We start from the raw sequence: 19,408 nt of genomic DNA on the forward strand, positions 1-19,408 counted from the left end.
CGATGCTCGCCCCGCCGATGCTGTGCCCTACCACCTGCCACTGCTCCCGGTCGAGTCCAACAGCCCACCGCGCAAGCCCTTCCCTCGGCGCACCACTCAGGCAGCAATTTGCGCCGGAGTAGGCGTGGAACCTTTACCGCTGCAAACTCTTGCGCACCCACCAGTGCAACGCACCGTCGATGAGATCGGCGACGTACTCGGGTCCGCTGAAGGGGTCCTTCTCCCAGTGAGACGCTCCATCGCCGTCCTGGATACGCACGCCCATATCGTAGGAGCCGGACAGAAAGACTCCGGCTGCGCCGTGTGGACGCTCGTGAACCCAGCCCGGCAGCGATGCCGCTGGAAGTGTCCGCTCGACCCAACGGCGCGCCTCATCCTCTGTGGCTCCGTCATATTCGGCGACGCAATCGACAATGTCGTCGCCGATGCCCACCATGATCGCCGCGCCGAATAAGTGCTGCCCCTCGAACGTCATCGTGCTGCTCATCGTGCCCCTCCCGGCATGAACATCGATCATGCACCCGATCCGCGAATACCGCCAGTCATCCACACCGGGAATGCGCTATGCTGCACACAGAGGGCTTTGTCGAATCCTCTGGCCGACCCAGGTGCATACCTGGGTCGGCCTATTACTTTCCACTCGAAACAAAGTGAGCTTTCCAGGAAAGGCTGCGGCGAATTACATATCCGTCACGCGGCGGGCAGGGCCTTCCGGTTGCTCCGGCGGGGGATGATCGAGGCGGCCGCTTCGGCGCTCTTACGGGCAAGCTCGGGAAGGACGTGGGTGTAGGTGTCCGCGGTGATGGCGATGCTGGAGTGGCCGAGGAGTTCCTGGACCTCCTTGAGGTCGGCTCCGGCGGCGATCATCAGGGTGGCGGCGCCGTGACGGAGGTCGTGCAGGCGCACGGGCGGTAGCCCGGCCTCGTCGGCGATCGCGTGGAAGGCGTCGCTGAGGTGGGACGGTTGCAGGGGCCTGCCGTCGGGTTCAGTGCAGACCAGCCCGTTCTCGATCCAGGAAGCACCTGCGGCGGCCCGTAGGGCGTCCTGACTCCGCTTCTGGGCGGCGACGACCTCGGTAGTGGCATTGTCGAGGGCGATGACACGGCCGCTGGCTTCGCTTTTGGGTTCGCCCATCTCGGCCTGCCAGCCGATCTGGACCAGGGCGGCGGTGATCGTGATGCTCTGGCGGGCCAGGTCGACGTCCCACCAGGACAGTCCGCAGGCTTCGCCGCGCCGTAGCCCCCGGTAGGCGATGAGGTGCAGCAGTACGTAGTAGGGGTGCTCGACGGCCTGGTCGAGGAACCGACCGGTCTGGTCCGGTGTCCACACCATGACCCGGGAGGGTTTCTGCCCGGTTCGTCGCCACCGTTCGACGCGTTCGGGTGTCCACAGCAACGCTTTCGGCCGCCGCCCGGACGGCAATTCGACGTAGGAGGCCGGGTTGAACGTGATCGAGAGACGCGGGTCGCGGATGGCGGCGTTGAGCGCGGTGCGCAGGGTGGCGCGGTAACGCTGCATGGTGGCCTCGCTCAACGTCCGCATGCCGTGCACGCTCTTGCGGATGTCGGGATCGTCGCTGGCTTTCGCGACGAGGATGGCGTCGTTGCGTTCGGCCATCGCGTCGAACATGCGCGAGATGTGCACGACGGTGAGTTCGTCGAGCCGGTAGTGACCCAGGTGCGGGATGAGCCAGAGCCGGATGTGACTGCTGTAAGAGAGCTGGGTGGTTCCACGGAGTTTCTTCTTCCGCCCGGCGAACCACGTGGTCAGCCACTCACCGACGGTGGGGACCTGGCTGGCATCGACGACCCCGGCGTCAAGCTGCGCACCAATGGTTCCCGATGACGGGAGTGGCTCCCCGGTTTTGAGGTGCTTGTCGATGACGTCGCCGATCGCGACGATGGCGGCGGCACCATAGGGTTCAGCGACATCAACCAAGGCCGCCATCTTGTCCAGTTCAGCCTGGGCGCCAGTCTGTGACTCGTGCCCGCCACGCCTGCGGGTACGGCGGGTTCCGTCGGCACGGGCCGGAAGTTCGGCTTGGTAGTACCAAGTGCCGTGCTCAGAACTCCAGGCACCGTTGCGGCGTTTAAGTTTGGGGCATGCGGCACCCAGCTGCTTTCCGGTCTTCGGGTGTTTGCAGGTGCAGCGTTTGTAGGTGCCGCCGGAGAAGTTCTGCGCCATCGGATTCGTTCCTGCCACTATCAGGTGGGATGTGTTCCGGACAGCGCCCATCGACGCTCCATTCGGGACAGAGAGGAAGCGTCAGCCACGAGGCTCTTCGCCCAGCCCGAGGAATTCCGCCAGCCGGGCGACCACGACCCGGTAGTTGCGGCCGACCCGTTTGACCGGCACCGGGAATGTGCCCTCGCGGGCGAGCCGGTAGGCCGTGGTGCGGCCGACACCGAGCACGCGGGCAGCCGTCATCAGATCGGTCGTGACACCAAGACTCCATAACTGCTGGTGCAGTGCCAGTATCGGCCGCGCCGGCGCGGCGTTGATCGTCGGCGGGTGCGATGTCGTCATGGCGTACTCCCATCATCGTGTGATGTGGTGCGGGTGATCGTCGGCAATGGACGCTGCGGGAAGCCGGAACGCAGAACGCCGTTCTCGTCACGAAAGCGGCGGGAAAGGGGAACAGCCGTCGACGTTGGCGCGGGGCCGTAGCGGAGCATCTTGTCGGGCGGGCCAGGTCGGCTGGTGGTCATGGTGAGTGCTCCCGACTGGGTTAGACGGAGAGGTCGTGTGGCTGGGCGAGCAGGCGGTGCCGTAGCGCGCGCCGGGTGTCGGTGGTGGGGTTTTGCGCTGCCCAGAAGAGGGCGGTGGTGATCAGGGCGCGGTGGGCCGGCTGGTCGGAGAGCACCCACTGCTCGGCGGGACGGAGACGGTTGTTGTCGTCGCGGGTGCGCAGTGCCTGGTAGCCGGTGTATTTGAGGTTGGTCAGGATTCTGATGACGGCCTTGACCTGCCAGGTACCGCTGGCTCCCGGTGGCGGGTAGCGGTCGGGATTGTTGTTCAGCCGCTGGGTGATCTGGTCGACGTCGAGTCCGGTGACCGCGCGCCAGTAGAAGATGTGCTGCACGACCGGGGCGCGCAGCGGGTCGGGGGTGAGCCGGCTGCGAAGCCTGCCGCTGCCGGAACGGGTTCCTGCGACGTCCATGGCGCGGTAGCCATACGGTGGGCGGTGCACGTTCCAGCCTTGGCGGACCAGCACGACGACGGTTGCCTCGCTCGCCCGGCGAAGCACGGGATGCTCGGCAGCAACAACGTCTACTTCGGACTGGGTTTCCGTCATTGGTTGCTCGTGCGGCGCGGGTAGGGTGTGCGGGCCGTTCTGGCCGTGCCGGGTGCGCAGCCAGCGTCGAAGGTGATGGAGAAACCTGCTGGGGCGACTGATGGGCATAGCGGACCTGCTTTCGGTACGGATGTGGTGTTGGAAGGGAGCGAGCCCCCCCCCCCCCCGCCTCGAGAGAGCTGGAAGCCCGAGGTACCTCGCGGGACCCGATCAGCGGGTCGTAGTGCGTGCCGGCACCGAACGGGCCAGACGCCGGGGCCGCTTCGTACTCGTGCCCTGTTCGTTGGTGGTGCGGCTCTCACGCGAGTGGTTCGGCGGCGCGGCCCGATGGCACCCGGCCGTGGTGTGCGCAAGTGAGGCGAGCTCGTCGAGCAGAAGGCGTAGCGCGTGCGCGGCTTGCTGGGGCATGACGCCGTTACCGAGCGCGCGCAGTTGCGCGGTGCGGGGCAGGTCGAGGTATTCGGTGGTGACCCAGCCCGGGGGCAGGCCCATGAGCCACTCGACAAATCGCGGCGCAAGCACGGGTCGGCCGTGCCGTCCGGGCTGTGTCGGGTAGGGCGCGGGGCGGCCGGTGATGAGTTCCCATCGGTGCACGGCGGCGGCGTACTCGCCCCAGTCCACCGGCCTGGGTTCACCGCGTGCGGCGCGGCGGGCGTTGATGGTCGTCATTGTCGTTCACCTCCTTGCGAGCGCAGGGTTTCGACGTGGGGGTGGTGACGGCGATGACGACCGAGGGCAGCATCAGATCGCCCTTCGATCCGCGCTGCCGGGGGCAGCCTTTGGTGCCGTCAGTCGCCCGCGGGGTCGGCAGAAGTCGTGGAGTGTCCATGAGGGACAGGCCTCCTTGTCATAACGCGGTGGAGAGTTCGGTCGCAAACCCGTCGCGCGCGGTTGGGGGTCAGCGGCAGAAACCCCACGCACCGGCGGAAAGGCAGCTATGGATCCCTCCGCTTTGGGCTGCCGCGCACGACGTTCCGTCCGTCGGCGGCGCCGGTGTGCCCAGCACCCGCGCGCGGCCGGGAAACGACGGTCCGCCGTCGTGGGTGCGGTTCTTCGCGTCCGAGTCCGTCAGCGTCACGCAGCCGGGCGGGATCGCACGCCCCTGCCTCTGCACGCTCTGGACCGCCCCCGTGGGTGTCGGCAGTAGGCGCGCCGACCGGACGACCGAGTCGACCGCGTCGTTGAGATTGACCTGATGCCCGCCCGCGCGCCGCCGTGCCGGATCGACCGGACCGCGGGGTTCGCCGTCGCGGGCCTGCGGGGTCGGCATCATCCGCATCCCGTCCCGGGGTGGGGACGGCACACAGGAACACGCGTTCGCGGCGGTGGGCGGCTCCGATGTCGGCGGCTCGTACGCAACGCCAGACCGCGTCATACCCCGCTTCGGCCAGCCCCGCGAGTACACGGTCGAGGCCGCCGTTCTTCCAGCGGAGGGCGGCGACGTTCTCCACGACGACGAGGCGGGGTCGTAGTAGGCGAATGGCGTCCAGGATGTTGCTCCACAGTCCACTGCGAGCGCCTTTCTCGATGCCCGCGCGCCGACCGGCGGCGGAAATGTCCTGACAGGGGAAGCCCGCCGTGAGCACCTCGACCGGTGCGACGGAGGTGAAGTCGACAGCGCGCAGATCGCCCAGGTTCGGCACGCCGGGCAGGCGCGCGGCGAGGATCGCGGCCGCGTGCGGGTCGACCTCCGAGTACCAGGCAATGCGGCCGCCGAGCACGGCCGCGACGCCGAGGTCGAGACCGGCCACGCCGGTGCACAGCGACCCGATCACCGGGCCGTCGGTCGCGACGAACCGCAGCGGATCCACAGCTTGGGCAGGGCGTTCAGCCATGGTGTGCCTCCCCCGCCACGGGTCGCCGATCCGAGTCGTCGCTCGGCGGTGGGCAGCGGTGTCGGTTGGCGGCGCGCCGGGCTGTGGCGGGATGCCGGAACTGCGCGTCCCAGCCGCAGTCCCGGCAGTGCACCCGCGTGCTCACGACGCCCACCGCCCACGACTCGCGTCCCCGCTGCTCGCAGCGGCGTGACCGTCGCCCGACGAGGCCGCGGCCGACGCGCCGCTGGGCACGAGGGGCTTGGCCAAGACGATGACGTCCTCGTGCGCGATCAGATGCAGCGGCAAGCCTTGCTCGCGCTGTTTGCGGATGAAGTCGCGCTGGAAGAAGCTCCCGCGGGCGACCAGCTCGCGGTCGGCGACGCGGGCCAGCAGTGCGACGCAGCGTTCGACCGGCACCAGCCCGGCGGCGTGGCCGCAGGCGATGATCTGCGAGGGCAGGTCGATCAGTTCCGAGTGCTCGCGCCAGGGCCGGACGGTGATCGCGATGTGCCCGCCGGGGCGCAGCACGGCGGCGCAGCCGGTGAGGACGCGGGTGAAACCGGCCAGCAGCCGGTGATGGCCGACGTTGGCGAGGTTCCCGCGATCCAATGTGGAGCCGTAGAGGTGGTGGTACTTGTGCACCTTCCCGTCCTGCGAACCCGTGCCGCTGGTGACGACCTGCCCGTGCGTGGACGGCCCATAGGGCGGGGAGGTGACGATCAGCGCGACCTGTCCCCGGTATTTCTCGGGCAGCAGGAACGGCAGTTGCCGCGCGTCGCCGTGCACGATCTCGGCGTCGTGGTCGTGACCGCGTTCCCGGGCGAGCTCGAGGTTCGCCCGCGCCACGGTGACCCAGTGCGGTTCGTACTCGACGCCGACCGCTCGGCGCCCGGCGTCGATCGCCTCCACGAGCGTGGTGCCGGATCCGGCCATCGGGTCGAAGATGAGGTCCCCGGGGCGGGTGTAGGCGCGGATGGCATGAGCCGCGACGGCCGGGAGCATCTTCGCCGGGTGCGCGGTCGACTCGGGCACGTAACGGCCTTTGCGCTGGGAGGCAGGGGAGGTCTGCGCGGTCGCCCACACCGACAACGGCAACTCGCCGACGTCAGTCACGCCGGTCGCGATGGTCGGCCCGGCTGGGTCGTGTCCGGTCGTGGTGCCGGTATGTGCAGGGCTGGTGTCGAGGGCGTCGATGAGCGTGCGGGAGATCGGCACGGTCGGGTCGTCGCCGCCGTGGGTGGTCGATGTCGCGGGGTGCTGGTGAGACATGAGGACGCTGCCTTTCGCAGGTGCAGGGGTGGCCGGGGAAGGCCCGGTCGGGCGCGGCGGGGGCGGGGTCACTGGCCACCTCCGGCGCCGGGCGCGGCGGTCGCCGGACCGGTCCCGGAGGGCGGTGCGCCGGGGTCGGCTGGTTGCGCGAACGCGAGGACATCGCCGTGAGCGCGAAGGTGCGGCGCGGGCAGTCCGCGCACCGTCGCGCGGAGCCGGGCGGCCACCGCCGCGCTCGGCGCGGCCCGCAGGCGTCCCTTCTCCACGGGAGCGTGCAGCGTGACGATGTGCTGCAGGTAGAGCAGATCGGCGTGCTGGGCCGCGGCCACGATCACGCCGGTCGGATCGACCAGCCGACCCCGCGTCCAGTCACTGTGTGTGTACACCGCGAAGATGCCGCCCTGGCGCAGACGGTTCGACGCCAGTAGCGCGAGCCGGTCCAGCGACAGCGACTCGGCGGCGTGGGCGGGCAGGGACACGATCACGAGATCCGCCCGCGCGCCGCGCTCGGGCACCGGTCCTTCCGCGCTGCCGGAGGCACCGGTGCGCGCCGGGGCCGACGGTGTTCCGGCCAGCGCCGCGGACGGGTCGTTCGCGTCGGTGACGAGGTCTGCCCAGAACGGTCGCGACGACGCGACGGAGCCACCGTCGCCGCTGTGGAAGGTGACGGCGTCGGCGGTGCGGTCGAGCGCGCGCACCGCTTCTCGCGCGGCCGCCACCAAGGTCTCGCCGGTCGTCGCCGAACCGTCCACACCGGAGCGCGGGACTGCGGTCGGTGCGGGGCCGAGGTCGACCAGGACGACGTGCGCACCGGGGTCGGTGAACGCCGCCGTGATGGACTCCACGATCGGTACCGGCCACGCCGCGTGGGCGTCGACCGGGTCCGGCCCGCACGTCCACACCGTCGCCGGAGTCGGTGCCGCCGACGAGGACGCCGGACGCCGGCGCGACGGGGCCGACGTGCCCTCGGGACGCGAGGTGCTGCCGGTCCCGCCCGCGCCTGCCGTGGTGCTGTGAACGCGGGCGCCGGGGTAGGGAGCGCGGTCGCCTCCGCGCCCGGTGCGCGGCGGGCGGTCCGAGTGTGTCCGGCGACCGGCGCTGTTGTCCGGCGACTGTGCGCGCTGGGTCATGAGAAGCCTCCTGAAGCGAGTGCCGCCGGTCCGAGGCCGGCGACGGGATTCCGTCACCGGCTAACTCCGGAAAAAAGGCCGTTTGGAGACACCCGATCCCGAAAAACTCAGAAAGATTTCCGACCCCAGAACGACCAACGCATCCACGCCCGGCCAGAGCAACAAAGAGCGCCGCGCTGCGGCCTCAATGCCCGGTTCCCGTTGTCACCCGGGCATCCGATTCGACAGTGGAATATTTCTCGCAGCTTCTTTTCGCGCACGCCGCAGGGCCTGGGCTCTCACGAGCAGCTCTTGAGGCGCCACGCTCGCTTACCGACAGCTTCGAGGCGTGTCACCGCAGCTCAAGGCAACAATATGGGGCGCCTCAAGCATTGCGCTCATGCCTCGCGCGCATGCTCGCCAGACCGCGCGCAATGTGCCCGTCGCTACCCTTGAGGCGCCCTTTGAGGCGCTTTTGAAGCGGTTGCGAGGCGCTTTTTAGGCGCTTTTGAGGCGCTGCTCCTGGCTTTCTGGTGGCCGCACTGATCCAGTCTTTATCAGGAGCTGCCGCCATGGATTTTCCGCTCTCGAAAACCGGCCCCGAGCCAGACTTTTTCGCTCTTCGCCGAAACGATGAATACGCCCACGACGGCGGGGTGTTCGACGCCGCCATCGCGACCTTCGGCTGGCTGGTGACCGGCCCGCATCCCGTGTGCGTGGACGGTGCGGCGATCCACGGGCTGCCGCCGCGCCCGGTACCGCTGGACGAGCTCGGCACGCTGCTGCTGCGCCAGGACTGCGCCCAGGCGACCCGGGACGCGGCGTGGGCCCATCTGGTCGCCCGGGCGCGCGCGGAGGGCGGCACCTGGACGATGGCGTGCGTCGGGCTGGCGATGCCGGTACTGCTGCCGGTCGCCGCACAGCTGACCAACCGGTTCCGCGGAGACAAGCACGACATCCATTCCGCCGTCCTGACCGGATTCCTCGCCGGGCTCGGCGAGGTCGCACTGGACCGGCCGGCGATCCTCGTGCGGCTGCGGTGGGCGGCCTACCGCGCCGGTTACGCCGCGCTGCGCGAGGCGCTCGACGCTCCGCCCCCAGTGGACGAGGAAGAAGGCGACGCGCCCCCCACAGTCGAGGACGTCGGCTTCCGTTCCGCACCGCCGCCCAGCGCGAGCGGACACCAGGACCTCGTGCTCGTGGCCGCTGTCCGAGCGGGCGTGATCACCACCGACGAGGCCGCGCTGATCTCGGCCACCCACTTCGGAGAACTGGCACTGGCGGAGGCGGCACAGGCGCGCGGGGAGCTGTACAAGACGACCCAGAAAGCCCGTCATCGCGCCGAGCAGCGCCTGGCCCGCTTCCTCACCGAACCGGCCGACGGCACCTCCGGCGCCGCACCGGCCCCCGGCCGTCGCGACCGTCCCAGCACGCCCCGCCACCCTGCCCTGCGCCTATCCCGAACCCACCGTCTGCGGCTACGCAGCGTGACACGTCTGAGTCCGGAACTGGCGAGGAAATTCATGCACCCGGCGCCCTCACCCGACCCGGAATCCGGAGTCACCGCACGCGAGACCCGAACGACGGCGCACGCGCGTCACCACCAGTCGCCCGGCTCCGGCCGCCGCTCGGCGCTCACGCAGGAGGCCCCCTCATGCGACTGACACCATCGCACCGCCACCGTCCGCACCCGACTCCCGCGCGCCGGGGACACCATCGCCGTGTCGTGCTGATCGGGTGCCTGGTCGCCGCCGTGATGCTGCTGACGTCCTCGGCCGCGCGGGCGGACACGATCCACTACGTCGCGCTCGCGGCGACCGTCGATCAGGTCCTCAACAACATCCGCAACTGGATCATGGGGATCCTGGCCGGGGTCGCGGTCGTGTTCATCACCATCGGCGGCCTGCGCTACCTGATGGCCTCGGGTGACCCCGGCGAAATCGAGAAAGCCAAGGGCGCGTTCAAAGCCGCCGGCATCGGCTTCGGGCTCGCCGCGCTCGCCCCGCTCGTGGTCGAGATCCTCAAGGGCATCGTGGGCGGGGTGTGAGCGATGACCACCCCACGCCACACCCCTTCCTTCCGTCCACGCGACCCTGCCCGGCGCCGCCCGACGAGGCCGACGGTGCGCGCCGCCCGAACGTCCGAGTCCGCTCCTCTCCATCACCGCACGGACGCCGAGCCAGGACGCGGCGACAGGCTCATGGTCAGACCGCCGACAGGCCCGGCTCCGCGCCGTCGCCGACGCGACCGCTGGCTGCCCCAGCGGCGGTGGGCTCGCCTCCTCGCGGTGCTGGGGCCGCTGCTGGTGACTGTCACCGGAATCGCGCTGAACGCATCGGCAGCACCCGTCGCTACGCCCGTACCCGTGGCTGCGGCAGCGCCTACGGCGCCCGCGCAACCACCGGCACTACCACTACCTCCCAACCCCAGCTGCACACCGGGTTCGGCCGAACCCGCCTGCCTGCTACCGACACCCTCGTCCCCGCGACCCGCGCCTCCGACAGGCCCGCCGAGCACACCGCTGGTGCCCGGCCCGTCAGCGCCGCCGGTGTCGTGTTTCCCCGGGTCGGTGCTGCCCGAGTGCAGATCGGCTGGAAGCCGCTCGGCGAGAGCATCCTGCTTCCCTCTTTGGACAACGTGAGCGAAGGCGTCCGGTGGCTTGAACGGCCGCAACCGCACATGACCCTTCCGCCGTGGACCACGGTAGCCGACGCTGCCCGCTCGACATCCCTTCCGCGCGGGGCGTGGTGATCATGCCGATCGGCTCCTCCACACACCGGCACCCGCGGCACGCCATCGTGATCGCCTCCGGCGGACTGGACTCCACCGTGCTGGCGTACTGGCTGGCCGCGCGAGGTGCGAAGCTGACGCTGTTGTCCTTCGACTACGGTCAGCGGCACCGGGTCGAACTGGAGTACGCGGCTCAGATCGCGCGGTTGCTCGACTGTCCACATGAGGTCGTCGACCTGGCGATGCTTGGCCGGCTGCTGGCCGGTTCTGCCCTGACCGACGCCGACGTACCGGTGCCAGACGGGCACTACACCGACGAGTCGATGCGGGCGACGATCGTCCCGAACCGCAACGCGATCATGCTCGACATCGCGGTCTCGCTAGCCCTTGTTCGCAAGGCCGACGCGGTGGCGTTCGGCGCTCACGCGGGTGACCACGCCGTCTACCCGGACTGCCGACCGGAGTTCGTCGAGCGCTTCACACGGTCGACTCGCGTCGCCAACGAAGGACTTCTGGACGACGATTTCGAGATCCTTGCCCCGTTTATCGCCCAACGCAAGGCCGACATCGTCCGTATCGGCACGGCGTTCAGCGTGCCGTTCGAGAAAACGTGGTCGTGTTACCGGGGCAGGACGACGCACTGCGGAACGTGTGGGACCTGCACCGAACGCAAGGAAGCGTTCCAGCAGAACGACCTCCCTGACCCCACTAGGTACGGCAGCGTGTGAGGAGGTGACAGCGATGGCGGACACGGAGTTCGGATCACCGGCAGGGCCTGGGCGGGGCCGTCGTTCCCAGCGCCACAGCTCGCGAGTGTCGGGTAGCGAGCTAGTTCAGCGTGGCGAGGGGATCGTTCCTGCCGCCCAAGCACCCAAGACGGTAGCGCACCGGAAGGCACCCGCACCAGCGTCCTCGGCCGCCGGTCCGCAGTCGCACTCACTGATGCCGCTGCTGTCCGAGCCGCGTCTACGCCGCGCGTTGCGTCAGTGCGGTCGGCGAGCCTCCGCCCCTGGTACCGATGGCATGACCTGGGGGCGGCTTCGCAGCGAGGCCCACGTGATGCTGCCGCAATTGGCCCTCGATCTCGCCGAGGGCAGGTGGCGGCCCAGACCGGTCCGGGAGGTGCAGCTGCCCACCTATACCGGCAAACAGATGCGCACTTTCATCCCCACCGTGCGGGATCGCCTGGTGCACCGCGCGCTGCGTAACGCGCTTGAGCCGGTGCTGGAAGCGACGGCTTTCCGCGACTGGGTCTCGGGATTCCGCCCGCGCCGAAATCGCATCACCTCGTTGCGGCAGGCCGCCGTCCATCATCAGGCTGGCTTCCGGTGGATCGCCGATCTCGACGTCGCGTCGGTGTCCGAGGGCGCGACGATCGACGAGGTCATCGACTGGCATGCCGAGCACATTCACGACGGCACTTTCCTGAGTCTTCTGCGTACGGCACTCGCCGCGATGCCGAGTCCGCTCGCGGCGGGCTCAGGTCTGGCGCCCCTGCTGATCAACCTTCGATTGTCTCAAGTGGACAACCACCTCACACAGCTTCGAGTCGTCCGTTTCGCCGACAACTATGCCGCCTTCTCCCCCAGCCGTGAGGAAGCACACGCGGCCTTCTACACCGTCAGCGACGCGCTCTTGAGCTTTCGACTCCGCCCCAACGAGCGCAAGAGCCGCATACGGAACGACGCCAACGTCGAAGACCTGTTCCTGATCGGCGGTTGAGGCATGCACCTGGAATGGATCAAGATCGACGGCGGAACCTGCGCGTACGGGGACACCGGGCGTCCGGTCAGAATCCCGACCTTGTTGTGGACGCGCACCCCGCTCACCCACGGACACCTATCGAGCGAACAGCCCGGTATCGGGTGGCGGTACCCCGTCACCGAGATCAGTCACGCCGAGGCGACCCAGATCGCCGGTCGTTTCGGCGGCCGGTTGCCGCGCTCAGCGGAATGGGAATGGATGGCCGCCGGACCCGGACGACGCCGCTGGCCATGGGGCACCACGCCCTGGCAGCCGGCGTTCGCGAACCTGCGTGACTCCCTGCACGACACGGTCACCCCGGTCGACACGCATCCCGCCGGAGCCACCCCGGAAGGCATGCTCGATGTCGCGGGCAATGTGTGGGAGTGGACCGCCAGCACCACGATGAACGACGGATTCCTCATCCGCGGTGGTTCCTACGCCTCGCCATCGTTGTACGCGCAATGCACGTTTCTCAACGCCGCCCCCGCTGAATTGCGCTCGCGTGGCGTCGGCATGCGGGTGGTGCGCGAGCTATGACTCTCCAGCCACCCACTCGCGTCCTCGCACCCAGCCAAGGGCTGATCATCCTCAACTGTTCACAGAGGAAGCTCGTCACCGCCGCGCCGGTCGAGGCTCTCGACCTCTACCAGGGCGGATGCGTCCCGAGCGCGCAAGAACATTTCGCCGCCGATCCCGCGCGCCGAGCTCGGATCCGGATCCTGTCCGGCGCCTACGGCTTGCTGCGCCCTGAGACGCCGATCAGCACCTACGACCACCGGCTTAAGACGCGGGCAGAGGCCGCGCGCCTGCACGAGCGGACGGTCGCCGCGCAACTTGACGCCGAACTCGCCGATACACCGTCGCTGCGGCACGTGCTGATCCTGGTCGAGCCCCTGTACCTGCACGCTCTCCAACGCGTGTTCGACCATCCCGCCCGATTCGGGCAGATCACGATCATCCCGGATCCGAGGGCATGGCACGACGCACTGCCCCACCTCCGAGACTGGGGGTGGGCGTGACCACGCTGCACGAGGAATTACTGCACCGCAACAACTTGCACACCAGCAGTACCCGAAGCTGGGAAGCGGTATCAGGAGTCGGCTGGCACGCGCCTACGCCCTCATGTCTTCCACTAGCCGCCGTGCGCACCCTCTCGGTCGTCATCCCGGCCCACAATGTCGGCTACTGCCTTTCGGCCGTGCTCGACGCTTTGGAAGGCCAGCACCACCGGTACAAGTTCGAGGTCATCGTCGTCGACGACGCCAGCACCGACGTCACCGCCGCCGTCGCCGTCCAGCACCCGATCGTCACCACCGTCCTGCGGATCCCTGAACGTGCGGGCGCGGCCACCGCGCGCAACCTTGGTACCGCGCTCGCCCGCGGGCAAACCGTCCTCTATCTCGACGGTGACATGGTTCTGCCCCCGCACGTGATCACCGACATCGCCGCCCGCGCGACCGAGACCACGGTGCTCGTCGGGTTCCGCCACAACCTTCCCTACGACCTGCACCAGGGCGGGCGCGGAGTGCTGGCCGGCCACCCGGACCTCGCGGCCGACCACCGAGTCGTCTGGCGGCCACCGGTCGGCCAACCGCTGCTCTACACCGGCATCACCCTGGACAAGCGCCTCGACGGCCGTCCGCTGGACCACACTCGAGACTTCCTTGACCTCGGCTACGGCCGGCGTTATGTCGACTGGGACCTACCCCGCATGGTCGTCACCGCCCTGGTCGCCGTTCCTCGCAGCGCCGTCCTCGACGTCGGGGGATTCGATCCCGAGTTCGGACGAATCGGCTGGGGCATGGAAGACACCTATCTCGGCGCGTGCCTGATCGCGGCCGGACTGCTGGTCATCCCGCTCCGGCAGGCCGTCGGGTTCCACCTCGATCCCCCGGACGCCGAGCAGCAATGGCGACACAAACTCGCCAGCTGGCCCGACACCCTCGCCCGCTACTGGGACCTCATGCGGCGTCCCGCTCCCGCCGGCCGATCCCAAGGATTCCTGGCCGAAATGACCGAGTTGCTGCACTCCTGCGAGGTACTGCGATGACACCGTCAACCCCAACGATGACAACCACGATGCGTACCTTCGCGGCGCGAAAACACGGCGATGAGAGCGTGATCCATGATCCGCTCACCGGGCTGACCCACCGCGCCGGAATCGCGCTCGGCTCCGGGCGCGTCCAGTTGTCCAGCGCGGACGTCGCATCCTGGCCTGAAATCCACCCGGCGGCCGTGCAAACGAACGTGCCGATCAGCGTGTGCTGGTCACCCCTTGTGCGCTGCAACCTCGCCTGTCCGTACTGCCTGGACGACAAGGCCGTCCTCGAACTGGGCCGGGCCGAGCGCTACCGCATCGCGAACCTGCTCGCCGAGTCCCAGGTCCTGGGCGTGGACATCTCCGGCGGCGAACCACTGCTGCTGCGCGACTTACCCGAATTGAGCGACGTGCTCGTCGCGGGCGGCTGCGCGGTCAGCGTGACGACCAACGGAACGCACCTGGCCCGCCGCGCCGAAGCCCTCGCCACCCGTGTGGACGCCGTACGGATAAGCCTGGACGGCCCGGACGCCGAACGTCACGACCGGTGGCGCGGCGCAGGCAGTTTCGACGCCGCCATCGCTGGAATCCGCGCGGCGATCGCCCAGGGCATCCCCACACAGATTCAGGCCGTGCTTCTACGCTCCACAGACCAAGCCAGCATCCGAGCGATGGTCGACTTGGCCGCCACCCTGGGAGTGAGCGGGGTGACCTTCCTGCAGATGCTTCCCATCGGGGAAGGCGCCGCCCTGGCCGATGCCGAGCAGCTGTCCGATAACGAGGCCCTCGCTCTGCTCGCCGAGCTGAGCACCACCGCAGCCGTACCCGTACGTCTGCGTACTCGCGACGCAGCCGGAGGCTTCACAGTGATCCGCGCTGACGGCCAACTCTGGCGTAACCAGCCCGGCGCCCACGCCATCAGCTCGCTCCACCCCCTGCGCACGGCCAGCGATCTCGCGCTGACCGCACGCGACGGCTCAGCGTGATCGCTCCGCGGAGGACATCGAAATCGCCCAAGGTCACAGGCACGCGCCGCATTTCGGAGGACAGGCCATGAACACACCGACGAGCGAGCAGCTCGACCAGTTCGCGCGCGCCCTGGGCGAGACCCTGCGGTCCGCGCGGAGAGAACGTGGCTGGACCCGCAAGCAGATGCGCGCCGCGATGTGCACCAGCGACGATGACCTTTCCTTGCAAACGCTCGCCAGCTATGAACTCGGCACGCGCCGGATATCCGTCGAGCGGTTGATCGAAGTGTGCGCCGTGTTGAAAAGACAACCAGACGAACTACTTCGCCGCGCGACCACACTCGCGTTCAGCGGCCACTACGGCACTCACATCACGGTCGATCTCCTCGGCCTCGCGCAGACCACCGATCCCAGGCTGCGGCCTCTCCGACGCTGGGCGCAGGTCCGTGCCCAGCAGTCCTCTGCAGAACGCGTCCTGGTCGAAGAGCTCGACGTTACCGCGTTGTCCGCGATGGCCGACATCGCCGGAACCACCGTGTATGACCTCGTGCAAGCCCTGCGTGAACTCCGTATCCCCCACAACCCAAGCACCCAACTCGCTGACGCGATATCCCCTGCTCTGTAAGGAATAGACCCGCAAATGGCCACAGCACAGCGCGACTTCGACCACCACCGGATCTGGCGCGTGACACCGGAGGCTCTCCATGACGCCGCCACGCTCCTCGCGGACGCGATCCTGCGTGATCACTCGTCGATCGAGCGGGTCATCGGCATCGCCAACGGCGGTATCGCGCCCGCCCACCTCATCGCCTCCACACTTCGGCTGAACGCCCGCATCGTCCACGCCCGCCACAACACCAGCGACGACGCGTACCAGCAAGCCACCGGTGAGGTGACCCTCGATCTCACGCCGCTGACTCGCACTCTCAACGGGCAACAGCTCCAGGGCCGCGTGCTGATAGTGGACGACATCTGTGGCAGCGGTGCGACCCTCCGCCGCGTCCACGCCGACCTCGCCCCCTTACTCGGTTCGGATGCCCAGATCCTGACCGCGGTCTTGTGCCTCAACACCGGCGCGTCCACTCGGCCGAACTACTCGATCTGGACCGTCTCCGACTGGGTCGTCTTCCCCTGGGAAAAACCACCCGCCAACCACGACACCACACCGCTCCCGCCGCCGAGGAAGGTCTCCCGCCATGCCTAGCGCGCCACCGTTGACCGTCGCGTTTGTCCTGGCCTCCTACACCGCGAACGCGCCGGCCGGAATCGAACGCGCCACCGCCGCCCTCGCACACGGCCTGCGCCAGCTCGGCCACCGCAGCCTCATCCTGACCGCCGCCCCGATCGACACCCGGGACGACACCGTGATGCGAGTGGGCTCAGTGGGCGTCACCTTCCCCTGCGACGACGACGAATTGCGCAACGCGATCAGCACCCACGGGCAGGACGCACTGCTCGCCGCCGAACTGTGCGAGGTGTACCGCGAGCACCGGGTCGACGTCGCCGTCTACACCGACGGCTTATGGGGTCTCGGCAGAGTCGCACCGATCAGCCGGGCCCGCACGGTCCTGGCCATGCACGTCGTCGGGCATGACCAGGACCTCGAGCCCGCCCTGGCCCGTGCAGACCTGGTCATCGCACCGTCTCAAACGGTGCTAGACCAGGCACACGGTCGCGGCTACGACACCGGCGGTTGGCAAGTCGTACCCAATGCCCTGCTGCATGCCCCGGCACCACCACCCGACTCGCGACGCGAGGCTCTGCGACGGCATGGCCCGATCCGGATCCTGGCCCGGCTCGGGCCGGAGAAGAACGTCCGGGCCTTGCTGGACGCCGGACGGCTGGTCGGCCGCACGGTCGAGGTGATCGTCGGCGAGGCCGGGTTCGAGGCCACCGTCGGCGGCCAGGCTGCCGAACTGGACCAGTGCCGCTACTCGGCGGCCCACCTCACGCTCGGTACCGTCCACGGCGGTGGTCTCGACTGGGACCGGGTGCCGCCCTGGCTCGCGCAAGCCGCAGTGGTGATCGTCCCCTCGCTACGGGAGACCTTCGGGCTGGTAGCGCTGGAGGCCATGGGTGTCGGGACCCCGGTCGTCGCCTTCGACGTGGGTAACCTGCCCGCCCTGGTCGGCACCGGAAACGACGCGGGCGGAGTGATCGTCCCTCGTTCGTGGGGCGAGCACGGCCTCTGGCGCGCCGCCGAACAGCTACTCGCAGATCCAGTACGCTACGCGAACCTATCCAGGGCTGCGTACTACCGCTCGCGGGACTATCTGCCCACCACAGTCGCCGAGACATTCGTAAAGGCGGTGCGGTGATGCCTGCTGGCGTCCCTTTGCTCCTAGTAGACGGTCACAACTTGCTCTGGCGCGCGGCGTTCGGATTCCCCGCCGCGATCCTCTCCCGCGACAAAACCCGCGATCTCACGGCCGAATTCGGGTTCTTCGCCCTGCTCCGCGTCGCGATCCGGGAGGAGATGCCGGAACCACCGGAGGTCCTCGTCGTGTTCGACGGCGAGCACGGCGCCGCCGACCGCAAGGACAGCGACTCCGACTACAAGGCCAACCGCGTCATCGACGAGGCCGCCCTCAAACCCCTGCGCGCGATCCCGCACGTCCAGCAAGCCCTGACCGGCTACGGCATCCACTGGATCGAGATCGACACCGCCGAAGCCGACGACGTCATCGCCACCCTCGTCGCCACCACCCGCGAACGCGAACCCCGCCGCCGGGTCTGGATCATGTCCGGCGACCGCGACTTCTACCAACTCGTCGACGAGCACGTCCGCACCCTCAACACCGTGATGAAACGCGGCCGACGGCACATCGGCCCCGCCGAGGTCACCGAACGCTACAACGTCACCCCCGCACAGTGGCCCGACTTCTGCGCCCTCAAAGGCGACCCTGCCGACAACATCCCTGGAGTGAAAGGGATCGGACAAGGCACAGCGGCCACGCTCCTGGCAGACGGACTCCACCTCGACCAACTCCCAGACTCCGGACGACTGACCGGCGCGAGGAACACCAAGGTCGCCGAAACCTGGGAACAAGTACTCGCCTGGCGCGAGCTCATCCGAATGCGCACCGACCTCACACTCCCACTCCACCCGACCGGCGTTCCCGCGCGAGAATTGCCCAGGCCCGCCGACGTCATCGAGAAACTCGGACTCTGGTGAGTGGCGTGCCGTTCACCGCTCCAGCGTCCGTGCTGACCGTGATGGCCCACCCCGACGACGCTGAACTCTGGGCCGGCGGAACCCTCGCACGCTGCTCCGCCTCCGGGGCCGCCGTCACCATCGCCGTCCCGCGCCACGCCGAACCAGGACGGGACACCGAAGCCGCGGCAGGCGCGGCGATCTTGGGGGCCACGCTGTACCAATACGACCAGCCCACCGTGGTGTCGCTTCGCGAACTACTGCTCGCCGTCGGGCCGGAGGTCGTCATTACCCATCCGCTGCACGATGTCCACCCCGACCACCGCGCAGTCGCCGAAACCCTCGTCGCGGCCCTGCCAGATGTCGTCATCTCCACAGGGCATCCACACCGGGTCTACATGGCTGACTCCTACAACAGCCTCACGCTCGATGGGCCCACTCCTGCGCACACCATCATCGACATCACCGATACCTACGGACAAAAACAACGCGCCCTCGCGGCGCACGCCTCCCAGCCAATCGGCGACCACTTCGGACCGATGGCCGAGGCACTCGCACGCCTCTGGGGAAGCCGGATCGGTGTGCGCCATGCGGAGAATTTCATGCCGCTGCCCGTACTCGGACATCTCCCAGCCGCGCTCACCCTATGATCAGAGCGCACCTCATCGTGACACACGCGCAGTTGCCCTACTGACAATCGACGCTCGCGCTGGCCCGATCAGGTCTTCCTGACGTCCCGAACTCCCAGCTACGGCAAAGTTCCAGCGCGATGGAGCGCCATTGCGCCCGTAGTTGTGGAAGTCCTGGCTTGCGGAGGCCGCACCACTGCTGTGGACGACGAGGTCCGCCGCCCGCGAAGCATGGGCCTGGACAGCGCCGCATAGTGGCGCAAGGTCGCTTCAGGAACTTGCGCGGTCGTACCACCACCGGATGCCTTAATCGCGGTCGCGACATCCGTCTTCTCGACCTGTCGGCATTCGGCGTACCTCCAGGTCGCCATCACCGTGATCACGTAGCGCGCAAGCTCCTTAGCGTAGCAGTCTCAACCGCCACCTCCGAAGTCCTCGAGCGACTGTCCGATTCAGAGACCCGTGTATTCCCGCAAGGGCCCGCATCGTGTCCGCCGCCGCATGAAAGACTATGAAATATCCGTTGATCAGCGGGGCGCACCCTGCGGAATCCATCAACATCTCGACTACAGCTACCCGCCCCCCTTCATTTCCTTGACAACGACTTCCGCACCTCGGTAGACAGGCATTGTTAGTCCTGAACCAAGGGGAAG

The 19,408-nt window shown here is 68.6% G+C and carries 23 protein-coding genes; 14 read left to right on the forward strand and 9 right to left on the reverse strand.

Going from position 1 to position 19,408, the window contains the following annotated elements; all coding sequences use genetic code 11:
- Positions 1–133: 133 nt before the first annotated feature.
- The 9 genes from ACZ7KI_RS29960 to ACZ7KI_RS30000 all read right to left on the reverse strand — a co-directional run bounded on the left by ACZ7KI_RS29960 (position 134) and on the right by ACZ7KI_RS30000 (position 7,226).
- Complete coding sequence (locus tag ACZ7KI_RS29960) at positions 134–487, reverse strand: hypothetical protein (protein WP_470276404.1); 354 nt, start codon at positions 485–487, stop codon at positions 134–136.
- Positions 488–690: 203 nt separating this feature from the next.
- Positions 691–2,184 (reverse strand): tyrosine-type recombinase/integrase, encoded by a 1,494-nt coding sequence (locus ACZ7KI_RS29965; protein ID WP_470276405.1) that lies wholly within the window; start codon positions 2,182–2,184, stop codon positions 691–693.
- 81 nt (positions 2,185–2,265) lie between these two features.
- Entirely contained in the window at positions 2,266–2,526 is a 261-nt protein-coding gene (locus tag ACZ7KI_RS29970) for a helix-turn-helix transcriptional regulator (protein WP_470276406.1), read from the reverse strand.
- 202 nt (positions 2,527–2,728) lie between these two features.
- Entirely contained in the window at positions 2,729–3,295 is a 567-nt protein-coding gene (locus ACZ7KI_RS29975) for a recombinase family protein (protein WP_470276407.1), read from the reverse strand.
- A 210-nt stretch (positions 3,296–3,505) separates the two neighbouring features.
- On the reverse strand, positions 3,506–3,964 hold the full coding sequence (locus ACZ7KI_RS29980) for a hypothetical protein (RefSeq protein WP_470276408.1): 459 nt from the start codon (positions 3,962–3,964) through the stop codon (positions 3,506–3,508).
- Positions 3,927–4,124 (reverse strand): hypothetical protein, encoded by a 198-nt coding sequence (locus ACZ7KI_RS29985; protein ID WP_470276409.1) that lies wholly within the window; start codon positions 4,122–4,124, stop codon positions 3,927–3,929. Before ACZ7KI_RS29985 ends, ACZ7KI_RS29980 begins: the two co-directional genes overlap by 38 nt.
- Positions 4,125–4,230: 106 nt before the next feature.
- Positions 4,231–5,130, reverse strand: a complete 900-nt coding sequence (locus ACZ7KI_RS29990) for a DNA cytosine methyltransferase (RefSeq protein ID WP_470276410.1) — start codon at positions 5,128–5,130, stop codon at positions 4,231–4,233.
- A 141-nt stretch (positions 5,131–5,271) separates the two neighbouring features.
- On the reverse strand, positions 5,272–6,381 hold the full coding sequence (locus ACZ7KI_RS29995; RefSeq protein ID WP_470276411.1) for a TRM11 family SAM-dependent methyltransferase: 1,110 nt from the start codon (positions 6,379–6,381) through the stop codon (positions 5,272–5,274).
- Positions 6,382–6,449: 68 nt separating this feature from the next.
- Positions 6,450–7,226 carry a hypothetical protein gene (locus ACZ7KI_RS30000; protein WP_470276412.1) on the reverse strand — a complete coding sequence of 259 codons (777 nt, stop codon included), beginning with the start codon at positions 7,224–7,226 and terminating at the stop codon, positions 6,450–6,452.
- On the opposite strand from ACZ7KI_RS30000, the gene ACZ7KI_RS30005 reads away from it, so the two are divergent.
- The 14 genes from ACZ7KI_RS30005 to ACZ7KI_RS30070 all read left to right on the forward strand — a co-directional run bounded on the left by ACZ7KI_RS30005 (position 7,216) and on the right by ACZ7KI_RS30070 (position 18,776).
- Positions 7,216–7,398 carry a hypothetical protein gene (locus ACZ7KI_RS30005; protein ID WP_410658329.1) on the forward strand — a complete coding sequence of 61 codons (183 nt, stop codon included), beginning with the start codon at positions 7,216–7,218 and terminating at the stop codon, positions 7,396–7,398. The genes ACZ7KI_RS30000 and ACZ7KI_RS30005 overlap by 11 nt on opposite strands.
- Before the next feature lie 664 nt (positions 7,399–8,062).
- A complete protein-coding gene (locus ACZ7KI_RS30010; protein ID WP_470276413.1) occupies positions 8,063–9,154 on the forward strand; it encodes a sigma-70 family RNA polymerase sigma factor in 1,092 nt (363 codons plus the stop codon).
- 92 nt (positions 9,155–9,246) lie between these two features.
- A complete protein-coding gene (locus tag ACZ7KI_RS30015; protein ID WP_470276484.1) occupies positions 9,247–9,537 on the forward strand; it encodes an Mbov_0395 family pilin-like conjugal transfer protein in 291 nt (96 codons plus the stop codon).
- Positions 9,538–10,243: 706 nt separating this feature from the next.
- Positions 10,244–10,948, forward strand: coding sequence for a 7-cyano-7-deazaguanine synthase QueC (queC, locus tag ACZ7KI_RS30020; protein WP_470276485.1), 705 nt, complete (start codon positions 10,244–10,246; stop codon positions 10,946–10,948).
- A 295-nt stretch (positions 10,949–11,243) separates the two neighbouring features.
- Complete coding sequence (locus tag ACZ7KI_RS30025; RefSeq protein WP_470276414.1) at positions 11,244–11,942, forward strand: reverse transcriptase domain-containing protein; 699 nt, start codon at positions 11,244–11,246, stop codon at positions 11,940–11,942.
- A 3-nt stretch (positions 11,943–11,945) separates the two neighbouring features.
- Positions 11,946–12,503 (forward strand): formylglycine-generating enzyme family protein, encoded by a 558-nt coding sequence (locus ACZ7KI_RS30030; RefSeq protein WP_470276415.1) that lies wholly within the window; start codon positions 11,946–11,948, stop codon positions 12,501–12,503.
- On the forward strand, positions 12,500–12,985 hold the full coding sequence (locus ACZ7KI_RS30035; protein ID WP_470276416.1) for a DUF6884 domain-containing protein: 486 nt from the start codon (positions 12,500–12,502) through the stop codon (positions 12,983–12,985). The genes ACZ7KI_RS30030 and ACZ7KI_RS30035 overlap by 4 nt, the downstream gene beginning before the upstream one ends.
- A gap of 122 nt (positions 12,986–13,107) precedes the next feature.
- Positions 13,108–14,016: a glycosyltransferase family 2 protein gene (locus ACZ7KI_RS30040; protein ID WP_470276417.1), complete on the forward strand. Its 909-nt coding sequence runs from the start codon at positions 13,108–13,110 to the stop codon at positions 14,014–14,016.
- Between the two features lie 29 nt (positions 14,017–14,045).
- Entirely contained in the window at positions 14,046–14,990 is a 945-nt protein-coding gene (locus tag ACZ7KI_RS30045; protein ID WP_470276418.1) for a radical SAM protein, read from the forward strand.
- Between the two features lie 67 nt (positions 14,991–15,057).
- Positions 15,058–15,597 (forward strand): helix-turn-helix domain-containing protein, encoded by a 540-nt coding sequence (locus tag ACZ7KI_RS30050; RefSeq protein ID WP_470276419.1) that lies wholly within the window; start codon positions 15,058–15,060, stop codon positions 15,595–15,597.
- Between the two features lie 15 nt (positions 15,598–15,612).
- A complete protein-coding gene (locus ACZ7KI_RS30055) occupies positions 15,613–16,176 on the forward strand; it encodes a phosphoribosyltransferase (RefSeq protein ID WP_470276420.1) in 564 nt (187 codons plus the stop codon).
- On the forward strand, positions 16,169–17,290 hold the full coding sequence (locus ACZ7KI_RS30060) for a glycosyltransferase family 4 protein (protein WP_470276421.1): 1,122 nt from the start codon (positions 16,169–16,171) through the stop codon (positions 17,288–17,290). Before ACZ7KI_RS30055 ends, ACZ7KI_RS30060 begins: the two co-directional genes overlap by 8 nt.
- Complete coding sequence (locus ACZ7KI_RS30065) at positions 17,290–18,147, forward strand: 5'-3' exonuclease (protein WP_470276422.1); 858 nt, start codon at positions 17,290–17,292, stop codon at positions 18,145–18,147. Before ACZ7KI_RS30060 ends, ACZ7KI_RS30065 begins: the two co-directional genes overlap by 1 nt.
- Positions 18,148–18,152: 5 nt before the next feature.
- Positions 18,153–18,776 carry a PIG-L deacetylase family protein gene (locus ACZ7KI_RS30070; RefSeq protein ID WP_470276423.1) on the forward strand — a complete coding sequence of 208 codons (624 nt, stop codon included), beginning with the start codon at positions 18,153–18,155 and terminating at the stop codon, positions 18,774–18,776.
- The last annotated feature ends 632 nt before the right edge of the window (positions 18,777–19,408 follow it).

The organism is Amycolatopsis sp. NPDC039088 (assembly GCF_055598845.1).

Coding starts and splice junctions, on each gene's coding strand:
- ACZ7KI_RS29960 (WP_470276404.1), bottom strand. CDS start 487: ATGAGCAGCACGATGACGTTCGAGGGGCAGCACTTATTCGGCGCGGCG.
- ACZ7KI_RS29965 (WP_470276405.1), bottom strand. CDS start 2,184: ATGGCGCAGAACTTCTCCGGCGGCACCTACAAACGCTGCACCTGCAAA.
- ACZ7KI_RS29970 (WP_470276406.1), bottom strand. CDS start 2,526: ATGACGACATCGCACCCGCCGACGATCAACGCCGCGCCGGCGCGGCCG.
- ACZ7KI_RS29975 (WP_470276407.1), bottom strand. CDS start 3,295: ATGACGGAAACCCAGTCCGAAGTAGACGTTGTTGCTGCCGAGCATCCC.
- ACZ7KI_RS29980 (WP_470276408.1), bottom strand. CDS start 3,964: ATGACGACCATCAACGCCCGCCGCGCCGCACGCGGTGAACCCAGGCCG.
- ACZ7KI_RS29985 (WP_470276409.1), bottom strand. CDS start 4,124: ATGGACACTCCACGACTTCTGCCGACCCCGCGGGCGACTGACGGCACC.
- ACZ7KI_RS29990 (WP_470276410.1), bottom strand. CDS start 5,130: ATGGCTGAACGCCCTGCCCAAGCTGTGGATCCGCTGCGGTTCGTCGCG.
- ACZ7KI_RS29995 (WP_470276411.1), bottom strand. CDS start 6,381: ATGTCTCACCAGCACCCCGCGACATCGACCACCCACGGCGGCGACGAC.
- ACZ7KI_RS30005 (WP_410658329.1), top strand. CDS start 7,216: ATGGACTCCACGATCGGTACCGGCCACGCCGCGTGGGCGTCGACCGGG.
- ACZ7KI_RS30010 (WP_470276413.1), top strand. CDS start 8,063: ATGGATTTTCCGCTCTCGAAAACCGGCCCCGAGCCAGACTTTTTCGCT.
- ACZ7KI_RS30015 (WP_470276484.1), top strand. CDS start 9,247: ATGCTGCTGACGTCCTCGGCCGCGCGGGCGGACACGATCCACTACGTC.
- queC (WP_470276485.1), top strand. CDS start 10,244: ATGCCGATCGGCTCCTCCACACACCGGCACCCGCGGCACGCCATCGTG.
- ACZ7KI_RS30025 (WP_470276414.1), top strand. CDS start 11,244: ATGACCTGGGGGCGGCTTCGCAGCGAGGCCCACGTGATGCTGCCGCAA.
- ACZ7KI_RS30030 (WP_470276415.1), top strand. CDS start 11,946: ATGCACCTGGAATGGATCAAGATCGACGGCGGAACCTGCGCGTACGGG.
- ACZ7KI_RS30035 (WP_470276416.1), top strand. CDS start 12,500: ATGACTCTCCAGCCACCCACTCGCGTCCTCGCACCCAGCCAAGGGCTG.
- ACZ7KI_RS30045 (WP_470276418.1), top strand. CDS start 14,046: ATGCGTACCTTCGCGGCGCGAAAACACGGCGATGAGAGCGTGATCCAT.
- ACZ7KI_RS30050 (WP_470276419.1), top strand. CDS start 15,058: ATGAACACACCGACGAGCGAGCAGCTCGACCAGTTCGCGCGCGCCCTG.
- ACZ7KI_RS30055 (WP_470276420.1), top strand. CDS start 15,613: ATGGCCACAGCACAGCGCGACTTCGACCACCACCGGATCTGGCGCGTG.
- ACZ7KI_RS30060 (WP_470276421.1), top strand. CDS start 16,169: ATGCCTAGCGCGCCACCGTTGACCGTCGCGTTTGTCCTGGCCTCCTAC.
- ACZ7KI_RS30065 (WP_470276422.1), top strand. CDS start 17,290: ATGCCTGCTGGCGTCCCTTTGCTCCTAGTAGACGGTCACAACTTGCTC.